We start from the raw sequence: 20,334 nt of genomic DNA, 5'->3' as shown, positions 1-20,334 counted from the left end.
CATGAAGTTTCCGGTCGGTCTCGCCGCGGCGATCTTGGTCTTTGCCGCCCTCTATGTGGCGGACACGCTGATCGTGCCGGTGGCCTTCGCCGTATTCGTCATCGCCGTGGTCTACCCGCTCCAGGCCCTGCTGGAGAAACGCCTGCCGAAGCTGCTGGCGGTGTTGGCCACCCTCGTCATCACGCTGGCGGTGGTGGGCGGCGTGTCCTCCGTGGTGGTGTGGGGCTTCAGCCATGTGGCAACCTGGGTGTTCCAGAACACTGCCCGCTTCCAGGTGCTCTATGGCCAGGCCGCCGCATGGCTGGAAGGGCATGGCTTCGTGCTGGCGGGCCTGTGGGCCGAGCATTTCAACGTGCGCTGGCTGCTGCGGGTGTTCCAGGACTTGTCCGGCCGCCTGCAGGGGCTGGCAAGCTTCCTTGTCTTCACCTTCGTCTATGTGTTGCTCGGCTTGCTGGAGGTGGATGCGGCCAAGAGCCAGGTGCTGCGCCTCGGCCGCACCGGGCGCGCGCCGCACCTGCCGGCGGCCCTCGCGGATACGGCGGCGAAGCTGCAGAAATACATGGCGGTGCGCACGCTCATGAGCATCGCCACCGGGGCGGTGGTGTGGGTGTTCACGCTCACGGCCGGGCTGGAACTGGCGCTTGCCTGGGGCGCCATCGCCTTCGCCATGAACTATATTCCGTTCATCGGCCCGTTCGTGGCGACGCTTCTGCCCGCGCTGTTCGCCCTCGCCCAGTTCGAATCCTGGGAGATGGCGCTGTTCGTCTTCGCCTGCCTGAACGTGATCCAGTTCCTCTCCGGCTCCTATCTGGAGCCGCGCCTTGCCGGCAAGGCGCTGGCGGTGTCGCCGTTCCTGGTGCTGTTCTCGGTGTTCTTCTGGGCGTTTCTGTGGGGCATCGCCGGCGCGTTCATCGGCGTGCCGATCCTGATCGCCGTCCTCACCATCTGCGCCCACCATCCCTCGTCCCGCTACGTGGCGGAACTGCTTTCCGGCCAGACGGTCCCCGAGCAGATCTGAGCCCAAGCCCGCGCGGCGCCTGAGCGTAGGCCCCAAAGGAGCCCCCGAGCGGCGCCTGAGCGTCGGCTTCCTCATTTAACGGGCGGGGGGCAGGCCTGCCGCCACCCGTTCGGCGAGATAGGGGAAGAAGGGGTTGGAGGACATGCGCACCAGCATGTCCACCCCCACCACCAGCGATCCGAATTCCCCCCGCGCGGCAATGTCGCCGAGCCTTATGCCGAAGGTGTCGGAAAGGTCCGGCTCCAGCCCGTAGAGCCCGTCGGAGAGCGGGAACGGGATCGCCACGTGGGACAGGGAATAGACATCGTCCGGATAGGTGACCGAGAGCGGGCGCGTCGTCTCCTCGGTGGCGTTGGCGAGGGTCTCGCGCACCTCCATGGCCTCGGTGGTGGTGGAGGCGTTGGCGATCACCGCCGTGCGGAACCGGCGCGGCGCCGGCGGCAGCAGGCGGGAAAGGGCCGTGCCGGCATTGACCGTCAGCAGTTCCTCGAACTGTCCGCCGCGGTTGATGTCGAACAGCACCAGCTCGCTGCCATTGTCGTCGAGGCGCGCATGCAGTTCATCGACCACCGCGCGGGTGCTCACCGTGTGGTCCAGCACCGACTGGAAGGTGAGCACCGGCGCGAGGCCCGAAAGCCGCCCGGAGCGCGAATGGCGGGTGATGTTCTCCTGCAGCGCCTGCGTCAGGAGGAAGGACTGGCGCGCCGCATGCACCGGGAATGAATTGTACTTGAAGGGGTTGAACTCGGGGATCAGGCTCAGCCACGCCGCCTTGGCGAAGGCCGGGAAGATGGCCGGCAGGCTGGCCAGGCCGGCGAAGCGCGCGAACTCCGTCACCCCCACCATGGGCGACATCAGCACGATGCGGGACGGCGCCACGAGTGACGGATCGTCCAGCGCATCCAGCGCATGCATGAGCGCCAGCGCCCCGCCATTGGAATAGCCGACGATATGCACCGGCTTGTCCGGTCCCACGCGGCGGCGGGCCTCGCGCATGGCGAGGCGCGTGGCGGCGATCCAGTCCTCGTAATCGGTCTGCGTGAGGGCGCCGGGCACGGTGCCGTGGCCCGGCAGGCGCAGCACGATGGCGACGAAGCCGTGATCCGCATAGAGCTTGGCCAGGTGCCGGTGGCTGTAGGGCGAATCGGTGAGGCCGTGCAGGAACACCGCCGCCCCTTCCGGCACGCCTTTGGGCTCCAGCACATAGGTGCGGTTGAAATCCTGGGCGAAGCGGCCGGGATAGATGGGGCTGGCGTCAAAATAGCGATTGAAGCGCACCCGGTCGGAGGGGGGCAGCTTCTGCGTCACCTTGGCTTGCACGGCGGCGAACGCCTTGGCCTCTGCCTCAAGGTATTGGGCAAGGTCGGCCTTCGCCAGCGCGCTGCGGCTGAGTTCCTGCGGCACGAAGGTATGCCACGGCTCCAGCGGCGGACCGCGCTGGCTGTCCACGGCCCTCACCACGAAGATGGTGAGGACGACGGCGGCCACCAGCAGGGCGAACAGCTTCACCACGCGCTTTGAGCCCCGCCAGAGCGGGCCGAAAATCCTCATGGTGCCGTCATCCCTTATGCCGCATGCGCCGGCGCAGGGAACCTATAGGTCGCCGGGGCGCCATGGCAAAGGCGAAGCATCGCGTTTTGCCCGTCCCGGCGGGCTGTTGCAGACCTGAGCCGCGCCTTTGCCCCTTGAAGGGCGGGGCTGTGATCGCTATTTGCGCTTCATGCCAGAAAGGCAGCATCGCCATGGAAAATTTGAAGCTCATCGCCCTCGACGACGAGGATCTCGCGATCTTTTCCGCCCATCTCCAGGATGCGGTGGTGAAGACGGTCGACATGGGGTTCCTGCCGCGGCTGCAGCGCTTCGCCATGGTGCTGAACCGCTTCGACTGGGACCAGCAGGTCTGCGCGAACGAGACCGTGCGCCGGCGCACTGGCCTGCATTTCGAGCGGGTGCGCGACGTGAAGTGCCGCAACATGGAGGAGGCGCGCCGCACCGGCGTGCTCAATCTCCTGGCCGTCACCTTCATCCCCGGCGAGACCCCCTCGGGCTTCGTGCTGCTCACGTTCTCCGGCGGCGCGGAAGTGCGGCTTGAGGTGGAGTGCATCGAGGCCGGCATGCGGGACCTCGGGCCCGCCTGGGGCTGCACCCATGCGCCCAAGCACCCGGTGCCGGAAGAAGTGACGCAATCCAAGGGCACCGCTGCTTGAGCGGGGCTGCAGAGGCGCCGGCGCAGCGTGCTGTCGGCGCGGCACGGTGACCGCGGGGCTTCCCTCGCGGACGAACCTGCTCTAGCAAGGCGTCATGCCGATCCGCCTCATCACCGAACAACCCGATTTTCCCGAGCGTTTCACCACCTTCCTCGGCTCCAAGCGCGAGGCCTCGGTGGACGTGCAGGAACAGGTGGCCACCATCATCGCCGACGTGCGCGCGCGGGGCGATGAGGCCCTCATCGATCTGTCGCGCACCTTCGACCGGGTGGACCTTGCAAAGCTCGGCTTGCGCGTGAGCGACGCGGAGCTGGACGCCGCCCTCGCCTCCATCCCGGACGAGACCCGCGAGGCGCTCGTCTTCGCCAAGGCACGCATTGAATCCCATCACGCCCGCCAGAAGCCGGCCGACGACAGCTATCGCGATGCCGCCGGCGTGGTGCTGGGCCATCGCTGGACCAGCGTGGACGCGGTGGGGCTCTATGTGCCCGGCGGCACTGCGGCCTATCCGTCGTCCGTGCTCATGAATGCGGTGCCGGCGCAGGTCGCGGGCGTTCCGCGCATCGTCATGGTGGTGCCGGCTCCGGATGGCGAGATCGCACCTTTGGTGCTGGCGGCGGCGCGCCTTGCCGGCGTGCACGAGGTTTATCGTGTGGGCGGTGCCCAGGCGGTGGCGGCGCTGGCCTATGGCACCAGGACCATCCAGCCGGTGGACAAGATCGTCGGCCCCGGCAACGCCTATGTGGCGGCTGCGAAACGGCAGGTGTTCGGCAAGGTGGGCATCGACATGGTGGCCGGCCCCTCCGAGGTGCTGATCCTCGCCGACGGGGACGCCAGCGCCGACTGGATCGCCGCCGACCTCCTCGCCCAGGCCGAGCACGACACCGCCGCCCAGTCCATCCTCATCACCGATTCGCCCGAGCTGGCGGACCAGGTGGAGAAGGCGGTGGAGGGCATGCTGGCGACCCTGCCGCGTGTCGCCATCGCCTCCGCCTCGTGGCGCGACCATGGCGCCATCATCCTGGTGCCCGACCTTGCCTCGGCCATTCCGCTGGTGGATCGCATTGCGCCCGAGCACCTGGAGATCCACGCCGCCAATGCGGACGACCTTGCGGCCAAGGTGCGGCATGCGGGGGCGATCTTCGTGGGCGCCTTCACGCCGGAGGCCATCGGCGACTATGTGGGTGGCACCAACCACGTGCTGCCCACCGCCCGCTCGGCGCGCTTCTCCTCGGGCCTGTCCGTGCTCGACTTCATGAAGCGCACCTCGATCCTGAAGCTCGACGCCGGCGCGCTGGAACAGCTCGGGCCGGCGGCCGTGCGCCTTGCGGCGGTAGAGCGCCTCGATGCCCACGGGCGGTCTGTCTCCATCCGCACCAACAGATGATCGGAAGGACGAGGCGATGAGCGATAAGCCGGATGCGCGCCCCTCAGCCCGCCTCAGCGCGGTGACTCTCGACGACGCCTCCATCGGCCATTCCAGCGCCGACATCGACCACGAGCGTGCCACCGCCATCTGGGACCTCATCGAGGACAACAGCTTCGCCCCGTGCGGCGATCCCGGGGAGGGGCCCTATACGCTCCACATCTCGCTCGCGGAGAGCCGCCTGGTGCTGGACATCAAGCGCGAGAGCGGCGAGCAGGTGGTGCAGCACCACCTCTCCCTCACCCCCTTCCGCAAGGTGGTGAAGGACTATTTCCTCGTCTGCGAAAGCTATTACAGCGCCATCCGCTCCGCTTCGCCGAGCCAGATCGAGGCTATCGACATGGGCCGGCGCGGGCTCCACAACGAGGGCTCGACGCTGCTGCGCGAGCGCCTCGACGGCAAGGTGGAGCTGGATTTCGACAGCGCCCGGCGCCTGTTCACGCTCATCTGCGCCCTGCACTGGAAAGGCTGAGCGACCATGGAGCCGCCTGCGGTACCCAAGCGCTCGGCGCGGCCGCAATCGGTTCTCTTCATGTGCGGGCAGAACGTCGTGCGCTCGGTGATGGCGCAGGCGTTGGCCAAGCACCTGTTCGGCAAGTCCATCTATGTGGCCTCGGCCGGCGTGATCGCGGGGGACGTGGACCCCTTCGTCACCGCGGTGCTGGACGAAATCGGCCTCGACGTGAAGAAGCATCGGCCGCAAAGTGTGGAGGACCTCGAGGAATATGAGGGCCTCAGCTTCGACCTCGCTATCACCCTCTCGCCCGACGCCCACCACCGCGCGCTGGAGCTGACCCGCACCAACGCCCTGGGCGTGGAATACTGGCCCACCCCCGACCCCTCCCGGGAAGCCGGCAATCGCGAGCAGCGCCTCGACGCCTACCGCACCGTGCGCGACGAGCTGGAGCAGCGCATCCGCGCCCGGTTCCGCCAGCCCTGACACCGGCCCGCGCGGCGCTTGAGCGAAGAGATCCCGGATGCGCAGCATCTTCGGGATCGTAAAAAACCACGCCCGCCGCCGGACTTGGGGAAGCGGCGGCGGGCGTGCTGTCGCGGTGGAGCTACACCACCAGCGACAGAGCCATGATGAGGCCGAGGGCGACCACCGACAGGATCGTCTCCATGGCGGTCCAGGTCTTGAAGGTCTCCTCCACCGTCATGTTGAAATACTGCTTCACCAGCCAGAAGCCGGCGTCGTTGACGTGGGAGAGCACCACCGAGCCTGCGCCGGTGGCAAGCACCAGCAGTTCGCGGTTGACGCCGGGGGTAAGCGCGAGGACCGGGGCGACGATGCCCGCGCCTGTGATGGTCGCCACCGTGGCGGAGCCCGTGGCCACGCGGATCACCGCCGCCACCAGCCAAGCGAGCAGGATGGGGTTCACGTGGGCCTGCACCGCCATGTGGCCGATGACATCGCCCACCCCGCTCGCCACCAGCATCTGCTTGAAGCCGCCGCCGGCACCGACGATGAGGATAATGCCCGCCACCGGCAGGAGGCTGTCGTTGAGGTGCTTGCCGATGACCTCGCGTGTGAAGCCGCGCGCGCTGCCGAAGGTGTAGAGCGACAGCAGCAGCGCCGCGAGCAGCGCGGTGATGGGATGGCCGATGAGGTCCAGCCAGGAGCGCACCGGATGGCCGGCCGCGAAGGTCACGTCGGCGAAGGCCTTCAGCAGCATCAGCACCACCGGCAGCAGGATGGTGGCGAGGGTGACGCCGAAGCCGGGCAGGCTGTGGGTGCGGGTATCCTGCACGAACTGGGCGACCAGCTCCGGCGAGGCATGGCCCGGAATGCGCCTTGAAATGAACGAGCCGAACATGGGGCCGGCGATAGCGGCCGCGGGAAGGCCGACGATGAGGCCGTAGAAGATGGTCTTGCCGATATCGGCGCCGAACACGCCCACCGCCAGTAGAGGCCCTGGATGGGGCGGCACCAGGCCGTGCACGGCCGAGAGGCCGGCCAGGAGCGAGATGCCCACCTTCACCAGGGACACGCCGGTGCGGCTTGCCACGACGAAGACGAGGGGGATGAGCAGCACGAAGCCGATCTCGAAGAATAGCGGAATGCCCACCAGGAAGGCGGCGAGCATGATGGCCCAGTGCACCCGCTGCTTGCCGAAGGCGTTGATGAGGGTCTGGGCGATCTGGTCCGCGCCGCCCGATTCGGCCATGAGCTTGCCCAGCATGGTGCCAAGCCCGAGCACGATGCCAACGAAGCCCAGCACGCCGCCGAAGCCGTCCTGGAACGACTTCATGATGAGGTCCACCGGCATGCCGGAGCTGAGCCCCAGGAAGCCCGCGGCCAGGATCAGCGCCACGAACGGGTGGACCTTGAAGCGGGTGATGAGGACGATGAGACCGATGATGGTCACCGCCGCGTCGACCAGTAGAAATGTGTCCTTGCTCATGCCCAGCATGCGTTCCTCACAATGGTCTTGAAACTCAGTGGAAAATGACCGTCCGTGGGCCTGTCGCCCCGGTGCGGTTGGCCGGGAAGACAAAGAAGTTTCGCTGACGCAAGGTGAGATAGCGCTATCTCATATGCGCGAAAGCTGCCCCGCATCAGCGATCCCGTACCCGGGCGGACGGAGGAGAAAAAGAAGGGGTTAGACGGCCTGGCTAAGAGTGGAGCCGGGGATGTGTCGCGCCCCTGCGTGCATCTCCGTAGACGCGCGCCACCATTCCACGACGCGGGGGGCCATCTCGGACAGAGGGAGCGTGGCATCGAGGGTCAGCGTCAGGCCCTCCGCCGACGGGCGCTCCAGCGCCGCGAACTGGCTGTCGATGAGGCTCGCCGGCATGAAATGTCCGGGCCGTTCGGCTACCCGGCGGGCCGCCATTTCCCGTGTCAGGTCGAGAAACACGAAGCCGAGGCCTGGCACGGCGGCACGCAGCGCATCGCGATATTTCAGCTTCAGCGCCGAGCAGGTGAGAACCGGTGCCGCGCCCTCACTGAGGGTGCGCGCCATCTCCTCGCCGAGGCGCGCCAGCCATCCGGCGCGATCGTCGTCGTCGAGGGGAATGCCGGCGGACATCTTGGCGATGTTGCCCGCGGGATGAAAACTGTCGCCTTCGATCAGGCGTGCCCCGGCCAGCTCGGCCACGGCCGCGCCGACGCTGCTCTTGCCGCAGCCCGAAACGCCCATCACCACCAGGGCTGCAATCCTGTCGCCCATCCTCGTCTCCCCCGTGCCCCGTGGGCGGTGTCGCGCGTCCCTTTTGAGATAGCGCTATCTTTTCTCGGCCGAAACATACCTGCCATGCGCCGTCGGGCCATTGACCTTAAGTCGAGTATGTCCCTAACTTCTGCGGAGATAGCGCTTCCGTTACTGTGGAGCGCGCAAGTTTCTTGCTTGATGCCGTCAAGATAGCGTTATCTTATGCGCTGTCGGCGGCAGCTATCAAGCGGAAAAACGCGTCCATGTCCCAACGGTCTTCGAGCGGATCGTCCGGCGGCTCCTCCCGCGGGTCGCGCGCCAGCGGCCGTCCCACCTTGGCGGAATTGGCGCGGATCGCCGGCGTCTCGCCGATCACCGCCTCGCGCGCCCTGCGCGGCGTGGCCAGTGTCGATCCCGATCTTGCAAAACGGGTGCGGGAAGCTGCGGCCGCGCTCAATTACGTGGCCAACCCCGCCGCGCGCACCCTCGCCTCCGCCCACAGCGATGCGGTGGCGGTGCTTATTCCCTCCCTCTCCAACCTGCTGTTCATCGACACGCTGGAGGCGATCCACGACGTGCTCATGCCGCGCGGCCTGGAGGTGCTGATCGGCAATTTCCACTATTCGCCGGAGGAGGAGGAGAAGCTGGTCCGCAACTATCTGGCCTACCAGCCCCGAGGCATCCTTCTTACCGGGCTGGAGCAGACACCGGCCACGCGCAGCCTGCTGAAGGCGAGCGGCATTCCGGTGGTCTACATGATGGAGCTGAGCCGGGAGATGGGGGTTCACAGCGTCGGCTTCTCGCAGGAGGAGTCGGGCGCGGCGGTGGCGCGTCACCTGCTGGCCCGGGGCCGGCGCCATCTTGCCTATGTGGCCGCCCAGCTCGATCCGCGCGCGCTGGAACGCGGGCTCGGCTTCCAGCGCGTGCTGGCGGGTCAGCGCGAGGTCCGGCCCCCGGTGTGGCTGTCGGTGCCCGAGCCGTCGTCGGTGGCCCTCGGCGGCGAGCTGTTCGTGCGCCTTCTGGAGGCCTATCCCGACATCGACGGCATCTTCTTCTGCAACGACGACCTCGCCCAGGGCGCCATCTTCGAAGCGACGCGGCGGCAGGTCCCCATTCCCGGGCGGGTCGCCGTGGTGGGCTTCAACGACCTGCCCCTGTCGGCCCACATGGCGCCGCGCCTCACCTCCATTCGCACCCCGCGGGCCAAGGTGGGGGAGGCGGCCGCGCGCCGGCTGGTGGATCTCATGGAGGGCGATTGTCGCGCCGAGCCGGCCATCGATCTCGGCTTCGATCTGGTGGAGCGGGAGAGTAGCTGAATTCAGGCTTGACGGGGGCGTCCCGCGTGGCGTGGTGCAAGCAAGATGCACCAACTGTTGCCGCACCGTACCGCAGGCGTTCGACGTATGGTCCTGGTAGTTTCTTTGGCCTCCGATCCCAAGATCCCCCTGCAAGGCGTCGGCACGCTGAAAAAGAAAAGGCGGCCGCAAGGGCCGCCTTTTCCGATCACATATGCCGTCCCCTCAATTGTCGAGGAACGACCGCAGCTTGCGCGAGCGCGAGGGGTGCTTGAGCTTGCGCAGCGCCTTCGCCTCGATCTGACGGATGCGCTCGCGGGTCACCGAGAACTGCTGTCCAACCTCTTCCAGCGTGTGGTCCGTGTTCATGCCGATGCCGAAGCGCATGCGCAGAACCCGTTCCTCGCGCGGGGTGAGGGAGGCCAGAACCCGCGTGGTGGTCTCGCGCAGGTTGGACTGGATCGCCGCGTCGATGGGCAGGATGGCGTTCTTGTCCTCAATGAAGTCGCCGAGGTGCGAATCCTCCTCGTCGCCAATGGGCGTTTCGAGGGAGATGGGCTCCTTGGCGATCTTCAACACCTTGCGCACCTTCTCCAGCGGCATGCCGAGCTTCTCGGCCAGCTCCTCGGGAGTGGGCTCGCGGCCGATCTCGTGGAGCATCTGCCGGCTCGTGCGCACGATCTTGTTGATCGTCTCGATCATGTGCACGGGGATGCGGATGGTCCGCGCCTGGTCGGCGATGGACCGCGTGATGGCCTGCCTGATCCACCAGGTGGCATAGGTGGAAAACTTGTAGCCGCGCCGGTACTCGAACTTGTCCACCGCCTTCATCAGGCCGATGTTGCCCTCCTGGATCAGGTCCAGGAACTGCAGGCCACGGTTCGTGTACTTCTTGGCGATGGAGATGACGAGGCGCAGGTTGGCCTCCACCATTTCCTTCTTGGCCTGGCGGGCTTCCTTCTCGCCCTTCTGCACCATCTGCACGATCTTGCGGAACTCGGCGATCTCCAGCCCGGTCTCGGTGGCCAGCGCGTGGATGTCGCCGCGGATCTCGTGGATGGTATCCTTCTCGTGGCCGACGAAGCCCTTCCAGCCCTTGGTACCCAGCTTCGACACCCGCAGCAGCCACTTGGGGTCCAGCTCCGCGCCCATGTAGTTCTTCAGGAAGTCGTCGCGGGTCACGCCATAGCTGTCGGCGAGGCGCAGCAGGCGCCCCTCCAGCCCGACGAGACGCTTGTTGATCTCGTAGAGCTGCTCCACCAGGGCGTCGATGCGGGCCTGGTTGAGGGACAGGCTCTTCACGTCGCCGACGAGGTCTTCCTTCAGCTTCTTCGCCTTGCGCTCCTGCGCCGGCGACAGCGTCTCGTTCTTCAGCTTGGATTCGACGTTCTGGTCCTGCAGCCGCCGCAGCTTGGTGTAGGACGAGGCGATGCGGTCGAAGGTTTCCAGCACCTTCGGCTTGATCTCTGCCTCCATGGCGGCGAGCGACATGGAATTTTCCATGTCGTCGTCGTCGCCCTCGGGACCGGGGGCGTCGCCCAGAAGACCGTCCTCGCCCGCCTCGGGGGCAAGGGCTGCTTCCTCGCCCAGAGCTGCGGGCGGGTTCTTGCCCTCGGGGCCGGCATAGGTGGCCTCGAGGTCGATGATGTCGCGCAGCAGCACGCGACCCTCGGTGAGCTCGTCGCGCCAGATGATGATGGCCTGGAACGTCAGCGGGCTCTCGCACAGGCCGGCGATCATGGCCTCGCGGCCGGCCTCGATGCGCTTGGCGATGGCGATTTCGCCCTCGCGGGAGAGCAGCTCCACCGAGCCCATTTCGCGCAGGTACATGCGCACCGGATCGTCGGTGCGCTCGGCCGGCTCGGACTTGGTCTCGGAGCGCGCGACAGCGCGCGGGGCGGGCTCGGCGAGCTCGCCGCCCTCGGCCTCCTCGGGCTCCTCGGCGGTCTCGGTTTCCTCAGCGCCCTCTTCGGCTTCGGCTTCCTCGGCCTCGATGACGTTGATGCCCATGTCGTTGAGCATGGCGAGGGTGTCCTCGATCTGCTCGGAGGTGACTTCCTCGGAAGGCATCACCTCGTTGAGCTGCTCGTAGGTCACATAGCCCCGGCGCTTGGCATTCTTGATCATCTTCCGGACGGCGGCGTCGGAGAGGTCGAGCAACGGCCCGTCGGGCGCGTCGGTCTCCTTCTCGGGAGCCTCGGTCGCTTCGGAAGACTGCTTCGCCATGGACTTCTCCTGCGGATCCTGCTGAGTGCCAACAGCAGAACGGCGGCGCGGCGCCTCGGCCGTGCCACCTTTTGCCTTTGCGCCCGGGAGCGGCTTTTTTGACGCCATCCCGTTAAACCAGCCTGAACGCACTTCCAACCCCTATGGTTGATGCGTTAGGCTCCCTTTCATTCTGCTTCGCTCACCGATGTGGCCACCATGGGGTAGCCGACAGCCGGAAAGCGAAAAAAGAGTGCCGCAGCCCGCCTTGAACTTCCTTTGTTCCCGGAATCGCGTTCCAGGACCATGGCCGATTCAAAGGGAGCGCACCGCACTCCGGCCTGATGACGCACCAAAGCCTTCCACCAGTGCCTCGGTTCCGTCCAGCGCCGAAAGGCGCTCGCGGACGTCCCGAAGCCAGGCAAAATTGGCTTCACTGGGATCTTCCCCCAGGCTGCGTTCGGCCTCCTTCAACTCTCTAGATAGCGCGTGGGCCTTGCGATGCAAGGCCGTCCGCTGATGCCACCAGAGCCGGACATCGCTTTGTGCGGTATCTGGATATGCCGGCCAGTCGTGCCGAGGATTGGCGAGTGCCTTCACCCGGCGGGTGAGAGCGTCGATATCCTCCCGCCCCAGACGCTCCGTGAGGGCGTCGGAATCGGCGCCTTCGAGGTGGGCGTCGATCAGGATGCGACGCAGGCGGTCCGCCTCCGGGTTGGCCAGTGGCAGGCTTGCCACGTCCTCGTCCGCCTCGTCCAGCAGGAAAGTGTGGTTGATGAGGCAGAACAGCAAGAGCGCCTCGTTGCGGGGCAGGGCCGCCATGGGCCCGCGCACCAGCGCGCTGCGCGCGATCTCGGTACCGCGCGGCACCAGGGGCGGGGGCAAAGGCGCGCCGCGGCGGCCGCCGGACGGCTGCCAGCCCTCCTTCCAGCCCTCCCGCCGGGCCCGGGCCGGCGCGCGGTCCTGGGGGGAGACCAAGGCATTGAAGCGGCTGAGCAATTCCTGGCGATAGTGCTTGCGCACCGTCTCGTCGGCGATGGCGGAGACCACCTCGCCGAGGCGCGCCTCTAAGCCCGCGCGACGCTCCGGCGTGTCGAGGGTGGCGGTCTCGCTCTCGCGTGCCCACAGTTCCGCTACCAGCGGCCGCGCCTGGGCCAGCACGCTTTCCATGGCCTCGCGGCCGGAGCGGCGGATGAGGTCGTCGGGGTCCTGCCCGTCCGGCAGGGTGGCGAAGGCGAGGCTGCGCCCGGCCTTCAGGTGCGGCAGGGCGAGGTCGATGGCGCGATGGGCGGCGCGGCGGCCGGCCTTGTCGCCGTCGAACAGCAGTAGCGGCTCTTCCGACATGCGCCAGAGCAACTGCAACTGATCCTCGGTCAGCGCCGTGCCCAGGGGCGCCACGGTGGCTCCGAAGCCGGCCTCGGCCATGGCGATCACGTCCACATAGCCTTCCACCGCGATCACCCGCGCGCCCGACTGGGCGGCGGTGCGGGCGGCGGCGCCGTTATAGAGCAGCGATCCCTTGTGGAAGAGCACCGTTTCCGGGGAGTTAAGGTATTTCGCCGGAACGTCTTTCTCGAGGGCCCGCCCGCCGAAGCCGACGATGCGGCCCTTCAGGTCGGTGATGGGGAACATGACCCGGTCGCGGAAGCGGTCGTAGGGCACGGGGATGTCTTCGCCAGCGATCAGCAGGCCCGCTTCCACCATGTCCTCCACCGGCACGCCGGCCTTGCCCAGCGCCTCCTTCAGGCGGAAGCGCTCGCCGGCGGCATAGCCGAGGCCGAATCGCTTCTGGGTGGCGGCGCCCAGTTCCCGGTCGGCGAGGTAGCCGCGCGCCTTGGCCCCGAGGCGCGATTGCAGCGTCTCCTCGAAATGCCGGGCGGCAAGGGACATGACCTCGAACAGGGTGTGGCGGCGGCGCTCCTTCGCGGCGGCCTCCGGGGTCTCCTGCGGCAGGGGCAGGCCGGCCATGGCGGCGAGCCGCTCCACCGCCTCGCCGAAGGGCACGCCCTCCGTTTCCATCAGGAAATCGAACACGTCCCCGTGCTTGCCGGAGGAGAAGCAGTGGTAGAAGCCCTTCTGGTCGTTGACGAAGAAGGACGGAGTCTTCTCCGCGTTGAAGGGAGAGAGGCCGGCGAACTCTCGCCCCTGCTTCTTCAGCTTGACGCGCCGGCCCACCACCTCCGACACCGGGAGGCGGGCACGGATCTCGTCGAGGAAGGCGGGCGGAAAGCGCATATGGCCTGGTCTGTGCCTGGTCTGTTGGACGTGAGCGCGATATCGCGGCGCTGGCGCCTGGGGCCGCCGGGGCCGCATGACGGGTGCCGCGGGACGAGACCTGTAACAGTGGGAGGCGGGGCCTTCCTTGTAAAGCGCTGCTTACCGGCGAATCAGGATGATGTCGCAATCTTGGATTGTGGCCTGCCGACCCAAGGCGCCTCGAACAGCCAGGGCGCGATGCGTGACAGCACCAGTCCCCCGATCAGGGACAGGGGCAGCGCGGTGGCGAAGACCAGGTAGGGGGTTGCGGGTAGCCCCGACAGGCCCATGAGGGCGAACCCATTGATGAGATAGACGATCAGGATCTTGTGCAGGAGGTAGATGTAGAGGGTGTGCCGGCCGATGAAGCCGAGGCCGGCTCCGATGGCCGTGCCCTCCACCACCTGGCAGAACTGGCAGACCGCGAAGATGCCGAGCGCGCTCGCCACCAGCGTGAGGGGTGCGAGGTGATCGATATCGAAGAGCAGGATCGTGGCGCTGAGGGCGAGGAAGGCCGCGAGCGTCACTGGCCACAGCAGCCGGTAGGTGTGGGAATGGGTGTTCACTGCGGTGAACGCATAGGTGCCGAGGATGAAGAACAGCGGCAGGCGCGCCATGCGCGTTGCGAAGGTGAGGGGTTCCCACTGGCCGTCGGCGACGCTGACGGCATAGGCGAGGAGCAGAATGCCGATCACGGCCGGTTTCGGCAGCAGGCGCGCCAGTTTGGCCACGGCGAAGAGCAGGGCCAGCGCGAAAATGAACCAGAGATATTCCAGCGGTAAAACGAAATTTATCAGATAATCTGAAATGTGGGGCGGCGTGCCATTCTTCAACTCACGTACGCACACGACCATTGTGAAGAAAATTGTCATCCATACGACGTAGATATAATAATAGTTCAGGCATCTGTTCTTGAGCAGGCTCGCCCAACTGCCGCTGATGGCCTTTGCCGCGAAGAAGCCTGCGGCAAAGAAAAACAGCGGCATGCGCACGAAAATCAGAAGGGTGTTGACGAAAAGGTCTGCCCCGGCCGTGTGCCACAGCACCACGAGGCAGATGCTGATGCCTTTGGCGCCGTCGACCCAATCCGCCCTGATCCTTGGCCCGTCCATGGTCCGGGACAGGCTGCCCGGCTCACCTTTTGCGCCTTGCTTGTCGGTTAGTCCGGGCTTCATCGGGCGATGGCCGCGCGGATGCAGCGCGCACCACAAGTTGAGACGACACTTCGGCCCGCAGCACGACTGCACCTTTGGCCGGTGACGAGCGGACCCAGGGAGGCGAGCGACCCGGCCCGACTTGCAATGCGGTAATCCAAGGCGCTCATCATGCGGCCCCCTAACCCATAATCTGTACCCAGCCACCGATCACGTTACGGTATCTCTGATTGCGGTGCGGTGAAAGATGCTGTGATGCAACTTTTGGGCTGTAATTTCCGAAATTGCGAATCGCGCCTCCCCAACTTGGGTTCATGTGGGCGTTGAAGTGGGTTGCGCCATTAAGATACCGCCGCTTGTGGGGCCGGGAGGTGGATGCCAGGCGCGCGTCAGCGACCGTCGACCGGACGCCATCCGCGCCGCGCTGTCCTCGTTATCCACAGCGTGCCATGGCGCGGCGGAGCGGTACCTTCCGGTGCGAATCCCTGTGGACCCTGTGGCAACCCGTCGCTAGCCTGAGCGGTGCACGTGGTCGTTGCACGGGGGCCGGGGCGCAATGGACGCACTGATCGATGTCCTGAACACGATCTTCTGGGGCTATATCCTCATCTACGGCCTGCTGGCGGTGGGCGTGTATTTCACCTTCCGCCTGCGCCTCATCCAGATCCTGCATTTTCCGGAGATGCTGCGCTCAGTGCTGCGGGCGGATGCCACCGACAAGTCCGGCATCACGCCGTTTCAGGCCCTGTGCACCTCGCTCGCCTCGCGGGTGGGCACCGGCAACATCGCCGGGGTCGCCGTGGCGCTCACCCTCGGCGGGCCCGGCGCCATCTTCTGGATGTGGGTGGTGGCGGCCCTCGGCATGGCCACCGCCTTCGCCGAGAGCACGCTCGCCCAGCTCTACAAGGTGAAGGACGAGAAGGGCCGCTATCGCGGAGGGCCGGCCTTCTACATCGCGCGCGGACTCAAGGCGCCGTGGGCCGGCGGGGTGTTCTCGGTCTGCCTCATCCTCTCCTTCGGCCTGGTCTTCAACGCCGTGCAGGCCAATTCCATCGCCGACGCCATGCAGGGCGCGTTCGGCGTGCCCAAGCTCGGGACCGGGCTGGTCATCGCCGCGCTTTCGGGCGTCATTATCTTTGGCGGCATCGCCGCCATCGCGCGCACCGCCGAACTGGTGGTGCCGTTCATGGCGCTCGCCTATGTGGTCCTCGCGCTCTACGCGCTCGTGACCCATCTCGGCGCGGTGCCGGCCACGCTCGGCCATATCGTCGGCAGCGCCTTTGGCCTCGAGCCGGCGGCCGGCGGCGTTTCGGGAGCGGTGGCCGCGGCCATGCTCAACGGGGTGAAGCGCGGCCTGTTCTCCAACGAGGCCGGCATGGGCAGCGCGCCCAACATCGCCGCCGTGGCGACGCCTAATCCGCACCACCCCGTGAGCCAGGGCTTCGTGCAGTCCCTGGGCGTGTTCATCGACACCATCGTGATCTGCACCGCCACCGCGCTGCTCATCCTGCTGTCGGGCGTGGAGCTGGGGACAGCCACCGGAACGCAGCTCACCCAGGCGGCGCTGGAAGCCCATGTGGGCGGGCTGGGACGCTATTTCGTCGCAATCGCCATCTTTTTCTTCGCCTTCACCTCCATCATCGGCAACTACTCCTATGCGGAGAACGCGCTGGTGTTCCTCGGCCACGGTCATGTGTCCGGGGTGGTGCTCCTGCGCATTGGCGTGCTCGCCATGGTGGTGTGGGGCGCGGTGCAGAGCGTCGCCACCGTGTTCAACGCGGCCGACGCCTCCATGGGGCTCATGGCCTCCATCAACCTGGTGGCCATCGTGCTGCTGTCGGGCACGGTGGTCCGGCTGGCGCAGGACTATCTCGCCAAGCGCAAGGCCGGCGTGGAGCCCGTCTTCATCGCGGCGGACATGCCGGACCTGCCGCCGGGCGTGGACGGAGACATCTGGAAGCGCCGGGGCTGACCGGGCGTTGCCTTCAGGGAAAAGAGACGGAAGCCGGCGGCCAGCACCCGCCGGCGAGCGGCCTCAGGCCGCGGTGAGGGCTTCCTTCACCCAGCCGGAGGCCTTGCCGAAGTCGATGGCGCCGGCGTGGCGCTCCTTCAGCACCGCCATGGTGCGGCCCATGTCCTTGATGCCCTTGGCGTCGATCTCCGCGATCACCGCCTTGATGGCGGCACGGGTGTCGGCTTCCGAGAGCTGCTGCGGCAGGAAGGCCTGAATATAGGTGATCTCCTCGCGCTCCTGCTCGGCGAGCTCGGGGCGGGCATTCTCCTCGTAGATCTTGGCGCTTTCCTCGCGCTGCTTGACCATCTTGGCCAGCAGGGCGCGCAACTCGTCGTCGGTGAGGGGATCCTTGCCCTGGCCGCGCTGCTCGATGTCGCGGTCCTTCAGCGCCGCGTTGATCAGCCGGAGCGTGCCGGTGCGGCGCTTGTCCTGGGCCTTCAGCGACTCTTTCAGGGCCGTGTTGATGTCGTCACGAAGCACGGAACGTCGTCCTTAGATTGAAAGAAGGAATGGATAAGTGGGCGGGCCGGGGTGGCGGGGAGAGCAAAGGTGCCGGGCCGACCCGGTCGCAAGCCTTCGGTTCCATCCGGAATGCCAGCCTGCGGAGGCTCGTTTCCTCCCCGGTCCCTCGACCGTCCGGCGCCGCGCCGCACAAATTCGGTGCGGGACGCTGGAAACGCGACGCGCGAGGCTCTATCTAGGCGATCTATGACCACCGAACAAGACCACGCCCCGACCGCCCCGGCCGAAGGCCGGGATGTGCGCCCCTCCGCCGAAGGCTGGAGCGAGCCCAAGCCCACCGCTGTCCTCGTCCTCGCGGACGGCACGGTCCTCGAAGGATTCGGCATCGGCGCGCAAGCCCGGCTCGCCGGCGAGGTGTGCTTCAACACCGCCATCACCGGCTATGAGGAGATCCTGACCGATCCCTCCTACGCGGGCCAGATCATCACCTTCACGTTCCCGCACATCGGCAACGTGGGGACCAACGAGGAAGACATCGAGACGGTGTCCATGGCCGCCGCCTCGGGCGTCCGCGGCGTGGTGCTGCGCACCGCCGTCACCGAGCCGTCCAACTACCGCGCCACCCGCCACCTGAATGAATGGCTGAAGGCGCGCGGCATTCCCGGCATCACCGGCATCGACACCCGCGCGCTCACCGCCCTCATCCGCGAGGCGGGCATGCCCAACGCGGTCATCGCCCATTCCGCCGACGGCGTCTTCGACATCGAGGCGCTGAAGGCGGAGGCGCGGGCCTGGCCCGGTCTCGTCGGCATGGATCTTGTGCCCGGCGTCACCTCCGCCCAGCGCTTCGGCTGGGACGAGACCACCTGGGAATGGGAAAAGGGCTATGGCCACCAGGATGCGCCCCGTCACCATGTGGTGGCGGTGGATTATGGCGTGAAGCGCAACATCCTGCGCCTGCTCGCCCGCGCCGGCTGCAAGGTGACGGTGGTTCCTGCCACCTCCTCGGCCGACGACATCCTGGCCCTGAAGCCGGACGGCGTGTTCCTCTCCAACGGCCCCGGCGATCCGGCGGCCACGGGGGAATACGCTGTGCCGGTGATCCGCCAGATCATCGAGACCGGTGTGCCGACCTTCGGCATCTGTCTCGGCCACCAGATGATCGGCCTCGCGGTGGGCGGGCGTACGGTGAAGATGCACCAGGGCCACCACGGCGCGAACCATCCGGTCAAGGACCTCACCACCGGCAAGGTGGAGATCACCTCCATGAACCACGGCTTCGCGGTGGACCGCGAGACCCTGCCCAAGAACGCGGTGGAGACCCATGTCTCCCTGTTCGACGGCTCGAACGCCGGCATCGCGCTGGCGGACCGGCCGGTGTTCTCGGTGCAGTACCACCCCGAGGCGAGCCCCGGCCCTCAGGACAGCCACTATCTGTTCGACCGCTTCATCGAGATGATTGGCAAGCACAAGGCGGCCTGAGGGCGTCCGTGAAAAGCAAAAAAGGCCGGCGCATGCGCCGGCCTTTTTTGTTGCGTGCGTCGCCGTCGGGTCAGTCCAGGAAGTTGCCGTGCTCGGCCACATGACGGGCAAGGCCCATGGTGTGCTCGCGCACCAGGCGCTCGGCAAGGTCCGGGTCGCGCTTCTCGATGGCTTCCACGATCTTCGTGTGGTCCACGATGGAGCGCTGGGCGCGGTGGTCCTGGCCGATGGTGACCTTGCGGACCCCGCGCATGTGCGGAAACAGGTTTTCCGTGGTTTCGGCGATGAGCTGGCATCCGGACATGCGGATGATGAGCTTGTGGAAGGCGAGGTTCGCCTCGGAATATTCCGAGACGTAGTCTTCCGGATCGCGGTTGGCGAAGGCGCGCACGTTCTCGCGCAGCAGGCGGATCTCCCCCTCGCTGGCCCGCTCGCAGGCGAGGCGCGCGGCCATGCTCTCCAGCGCTGCCCAGACGGTGATCATCTCGATCACCTCCTGCTTGGTCTTGCGGACCACGAAGATGCCGCGGCGCGGCACGGAGCGCACGAAGCCCTCCTGCTCCAGCAGGGTCATGGCCTCGCGAATCGGCGTGCGCGAGACGCCGAGCCGCTCGGAGAGCTGGCGTTCCTCGAGGCGGATCTCCTCGGGGTGGCTGTAGATGTCCATCTCCATGATGGCCGCCTTCAGCGCCTTGTACGCCTTCATCCGGAAGCTCGATTCCGTCTCGATCGGCTTCACGTTGATATCCTGGTACGTCATCGCACCCTTTCGCCCCTGGCTGATCAGGTTCGCCGGATCGGCGCCGCGTGATTCCCGCCTTTGCCCACCATATACATCATATCTAATGGCAGCATGATTGCAGGTGGTAAGCAATGCCGCACCTGCTGCCTAGTTGCATTGCGATGCAGCAAAGATATGGGCCGGTTCATGCCGCGGTGCGCGTTGACAGAATGTATTTTGAATACCAGCATCTCTCCCAGAAGACGGGGTGGCCTATTTGGCCCAAGCCCCGCCCATGACGGCGAACACAGAGCTGGGTCCGATCAGGTCAAATCGATCTGATCGGTGAATCCGGTTCTGAACGTAGTCGGGATGCGCGCTGCGGACCGCTTGCACGACAAGCCTCCAGCCCATGCCCGAGCCAGGGGAGAACGCCGATGATGACCGTGGACGACATGCTGCGGGCCAAGCGCGATACCCGCATCATTACCCTGCGCATGCATGAAACCGTGGCCGACGCCGTATTGGTGATGAAGCGGGAGAACATCTCCTCCGTCATCGTCAAGGACGTGTGCCGCACCGAAGGCAACACCGTGGTCGGAGTCTTTTCCGAGCGCGATGTCACCCGTGCCGTGCTGGAGCATGGCGCCAACACGCCCAAGATGGTTCTCGCCAGCCTGCTCAAGCGGGAAGTGATCAGCTGCAGCCTCGCTGACAGCATCGAGACGGTGCTGCGGCTGATGGTGGAGCACCAGGTGCGCCACCTTCCCGTCATCGAGAACTACAGTCTCGTCGGCGTCATCAGCGCCACCGATCTCATGCGCCACTACCTCAAGGAAGAGGAAGCGGCCCTTCGCGAGCCGGTCAGCGCGGGCATGGAAGCAGGTCTCGCCGCCCTTAGGTGAGGTCCCTACGCAAAGTGATTGCGGGGACCGAATG

At 66.6% G+C, this 20,334-nt stretch carries 17 protein-coding genes; 9 read left to right on the top strand and 8 right to left on the bottom strand.

Annotation, left to right across the window (positions count from 1 at the left end):
* Position 1 precedes the first annotated feature (1 nt).
* Positions 2–1,018 carry an AI-2E family transporter gene (locus FZ033_RS14645; protein ID WP_149576856.1) on the top strand — a complete coding sequence of 339 codons (1,017 nt, stop codon included), beginning with the start codon at positions 2–4 and terminating at the stop codon, positions 1,016–1,018.
* A 75-nt stretch (positions 1,019–1,093) separates the two neighbouring features.
* On the opposite strand, the gene FZ033_RS14640 is transcribed toward FZ033_RS14645, so the two are convergent.
* Positions 1,094–2,569: an alpha/beta hydrolase gene (locus FZ033_RS14640; protein WP_149576855.1), complete on the bottom strand. Its 1,476-nt coding sequence runs from the start codon at positions 2,567–2,569 to the stop codon at positions 1,094–1,096.
* A gap of 191 nt (positions 2,570–2,760) precedes the next feature.
* Between FZ033_RS14640 and FZ033_RS14635 the strand changes: the two genes are divergently transcribed.
* From FZ033_RS14635 to FZ033_RS14620, 4 genes are all read left to right on the top strand, one after another.
* Entirely contained in the window at positions 2,761–3,225 is a 465-nt protein-coding gene (locus tag FZ033_RS14635) for a DUF2948 family protein (protein WP_149576854.1), read from the top strand.
* 94 nt (positions 3,226–3,319) lie between these two features.
* The gene (gene hisD, locus FZ033_RS14630) at positions 3,320–4,612 is read left to right on the top strand and encodes a histidinol dehydrogenase (protein ID WP_149576853.1); all 1,293 of its coding nucleotides are present in this window, start codon (positions 3,320–3,322) and stop codon (positions 4,610–4,612) included.
* 16 nt (positions 4,613–4,628) lie between these two features.
* Entirely contained in the window at positions 4,629–5,123 is a 495-nt protein-coding gene (locus tag FZ033_RS14625) for a UPF0262 family protein (RefSeq protein WP_149576852.1), read from the top strand.
* Positions 5,124–5,129: 6 nt separating this feature from the next.
* Positions 5,130–5,591, top strand: a complete 462-nt coding sequence (locus FZ033_RS14620) for an arsenate-mycothiol transferase ArsC (protein ID WP_149576851.1) — start codon at positions 5,130–5,132, stop codon at positions 5,589–5,591.
* Between the two features lie 121 nt (positions 5,592–5,712).
* Here FZ033_RS14620 and FZ033_RS14615 read toward each other — a convergent pair whose 3' ends face one another.
* Both FZ033_RS14615 and FZ033_RS14610 read right to left on the bottom strand, forming a co-directional pair.
* A complete protein-coding gene (locus tag FZ033_RS14615; RefSeq protein WP_149576850.1) occupies positions 5,713–7,065 on the bottom strand; it encodes a GntP family permease in 1,353 nt (450 codons plus the stop codon).
* Between the two features lie 189 nt (positions 7,066–7,254).
* Positions 7,255–7,824: a gluconokinase gene (locus tag FZ033_RS14610; protein WP_149576849.1), complete on the bottom strand. Its 570-nt coding sequence runs from the start codon at positions 7,822–7,824 to the stop codon at positions 7,255–7,257.
* Between the two features lie 245 nt (positions 7,825–8,069).
* On the opposite strand from FZ033_RS14610, the gene gntR reads away from it, so the two are divergent.
* On the top strand, positions 8,070–9,122 hold the full coding sequence (gene gntR / locus FZ033_RS14605) for an HTH-type transcriptional regulator GntR (protein WP_149576848.1): 1,053 nt from the start codon (positions 8,070–8,072) through the stop codon (positions 9,120–9,122).
* A 204-nt stretch (positions 9,123–9,326) separates the two neighbouring features.
* Here gntR and rpoD read toward each other — a convergent pair whose 3' ends face one another.
* The 3 genes from rpoD to FZ033_RS14590 form a co-directional block, all read right to left on the bottom strand.
* Positions 9,327–11,327 carry an RNA polymerase sigma factor RpoD gene (rpoD, locus tag FZ033_RS14600; protein WP_138399485.1) on the bottom strand — a complete coding sequence of 667 codons (2,001 nt, stop codon included), beginning with the start codon at positions 11,325–11,327 and terminating at the stop codon, positions 9,327–9,329.
* 294 nt (positions 11,328–11,621) lie between these two features.
* On the bottom strand, positions 11,622–13,541 hold the full coding sequence (gene dnaG / locus FZ033_RS14595) for a DNA primase (protein ID WP_149576847.1): 1,920 nt from the start codon (positions 13,539–13,541) through the stop codon (positions 11,622–11,624).
* A 152-nt stretch (positions 13,542–13,693) separates the two neighbouring features.
* Complete coding sequence (locus FZ033_RS14590; protein WP_149576846.1) at positions 13,694–14,737, bottom strand: acyltransferase family protein; 1,044 nt, start codon at positions 14,735–14,737, stop codon at positions 13,694–13,696.
* Between the two features lie 535 nt (positions 14,738–15,272).
* Here FZ033_RS14590 and FZ033_RS14585 point away from each other — a divergent pair.
* Positions 15,273–16,688 carry an alanine/glycine:cation symporter family protein gene (locus tag FZ033_RS14585; RefSeq protein WP_149576845.1) on the top strand — a complete coding sequence of 472 codons (1,416 nt, stop codon included), beginning with the start codon at positions 15,273–15,275 and terminating at the stop codon, positions 16,686–16,688.
* A 63-nt stretch (positions 16,689–16,751) separates the two neighbouring features.
* On the opposite strand, the gene FZ033_RS14580 is transcribed toward FZ033_RS14585, so the two are convergent.
* Positions 16,752–17,210 (bottom strand): GatB/YqeY domain-containing protein, encoded by a 459-nt coding sequence (locus tag FZ033_RS14580; RefSeq protein ID WP_149576844.1) that lies wholly within the window; start codon positions 17,208–17,210, stop codon positions 16,752–16,754.
* 228 nt (positions 17,211–17,438) lie between these two features.
* Between FZ033_RS14580 and carA the strand changes: the two genes are divergently transcribed.
* Positions 17,439–18,674 (top strand): glutamine-hydrolyzing carbamoyl-phosphate synthase small subunit, encoded by a 1,236-nt coding sequence (gene carA, locus FZ033_RS14575; RefSeq protein WP_232847485.1) that lies wholly within the window; start codon positions 17,439–17,441, stop codon positions 18,672–18,674.
* Between the two features lie 70 nt (positions 18,675–18,744).
* On the opposite strand, the gene FZ033_RS14570 is transcribed toward carA, so the two are convergent.
* Entirely contained in the window at positions 18,745–19,434 is a 690-nt protein-coding gene (locus FZ033_RS14570; protein WP_149576843.1) for a GntR family transcriptional regulator, read from the bottom strand.
* A 398-nt stretch (positions 19,435–19,832) separates the two neighbouring features.
* Here FZ033_RS14570 and FZ033_RS14565 point away from each other — a divergent pair, with 398 nt between their 5' ends.
* Positions 19,833–20,300, top strand: coding sequence for a CBS domain-containing protein (locus FZ033_RS14565; protein ID WP_149576842.1), 468 nt, complete (start codon positions 19,833–19,835; stop codon positions 20,298–20,300).
* The last annotated feature ends 34 nt before the right edge of the window (positions 20,301–20,334 follow it).

Source organism: Xanthobacter oligotrophicus (genome assembly GCF_008364685.1).
Classification (GTDB): Bacteria; Pseudomonadota; Alphaproteobacteria; order Rhizobiales; family Xanthobacteraceae; genus Xanthobacter; species Xanthobacter oligotrophicus.
The sequence above is the reverse complement of the archived record's forward strand: the minus strand, read 5'-3'. Positions and strand labels throughout refer to the sequence as shown.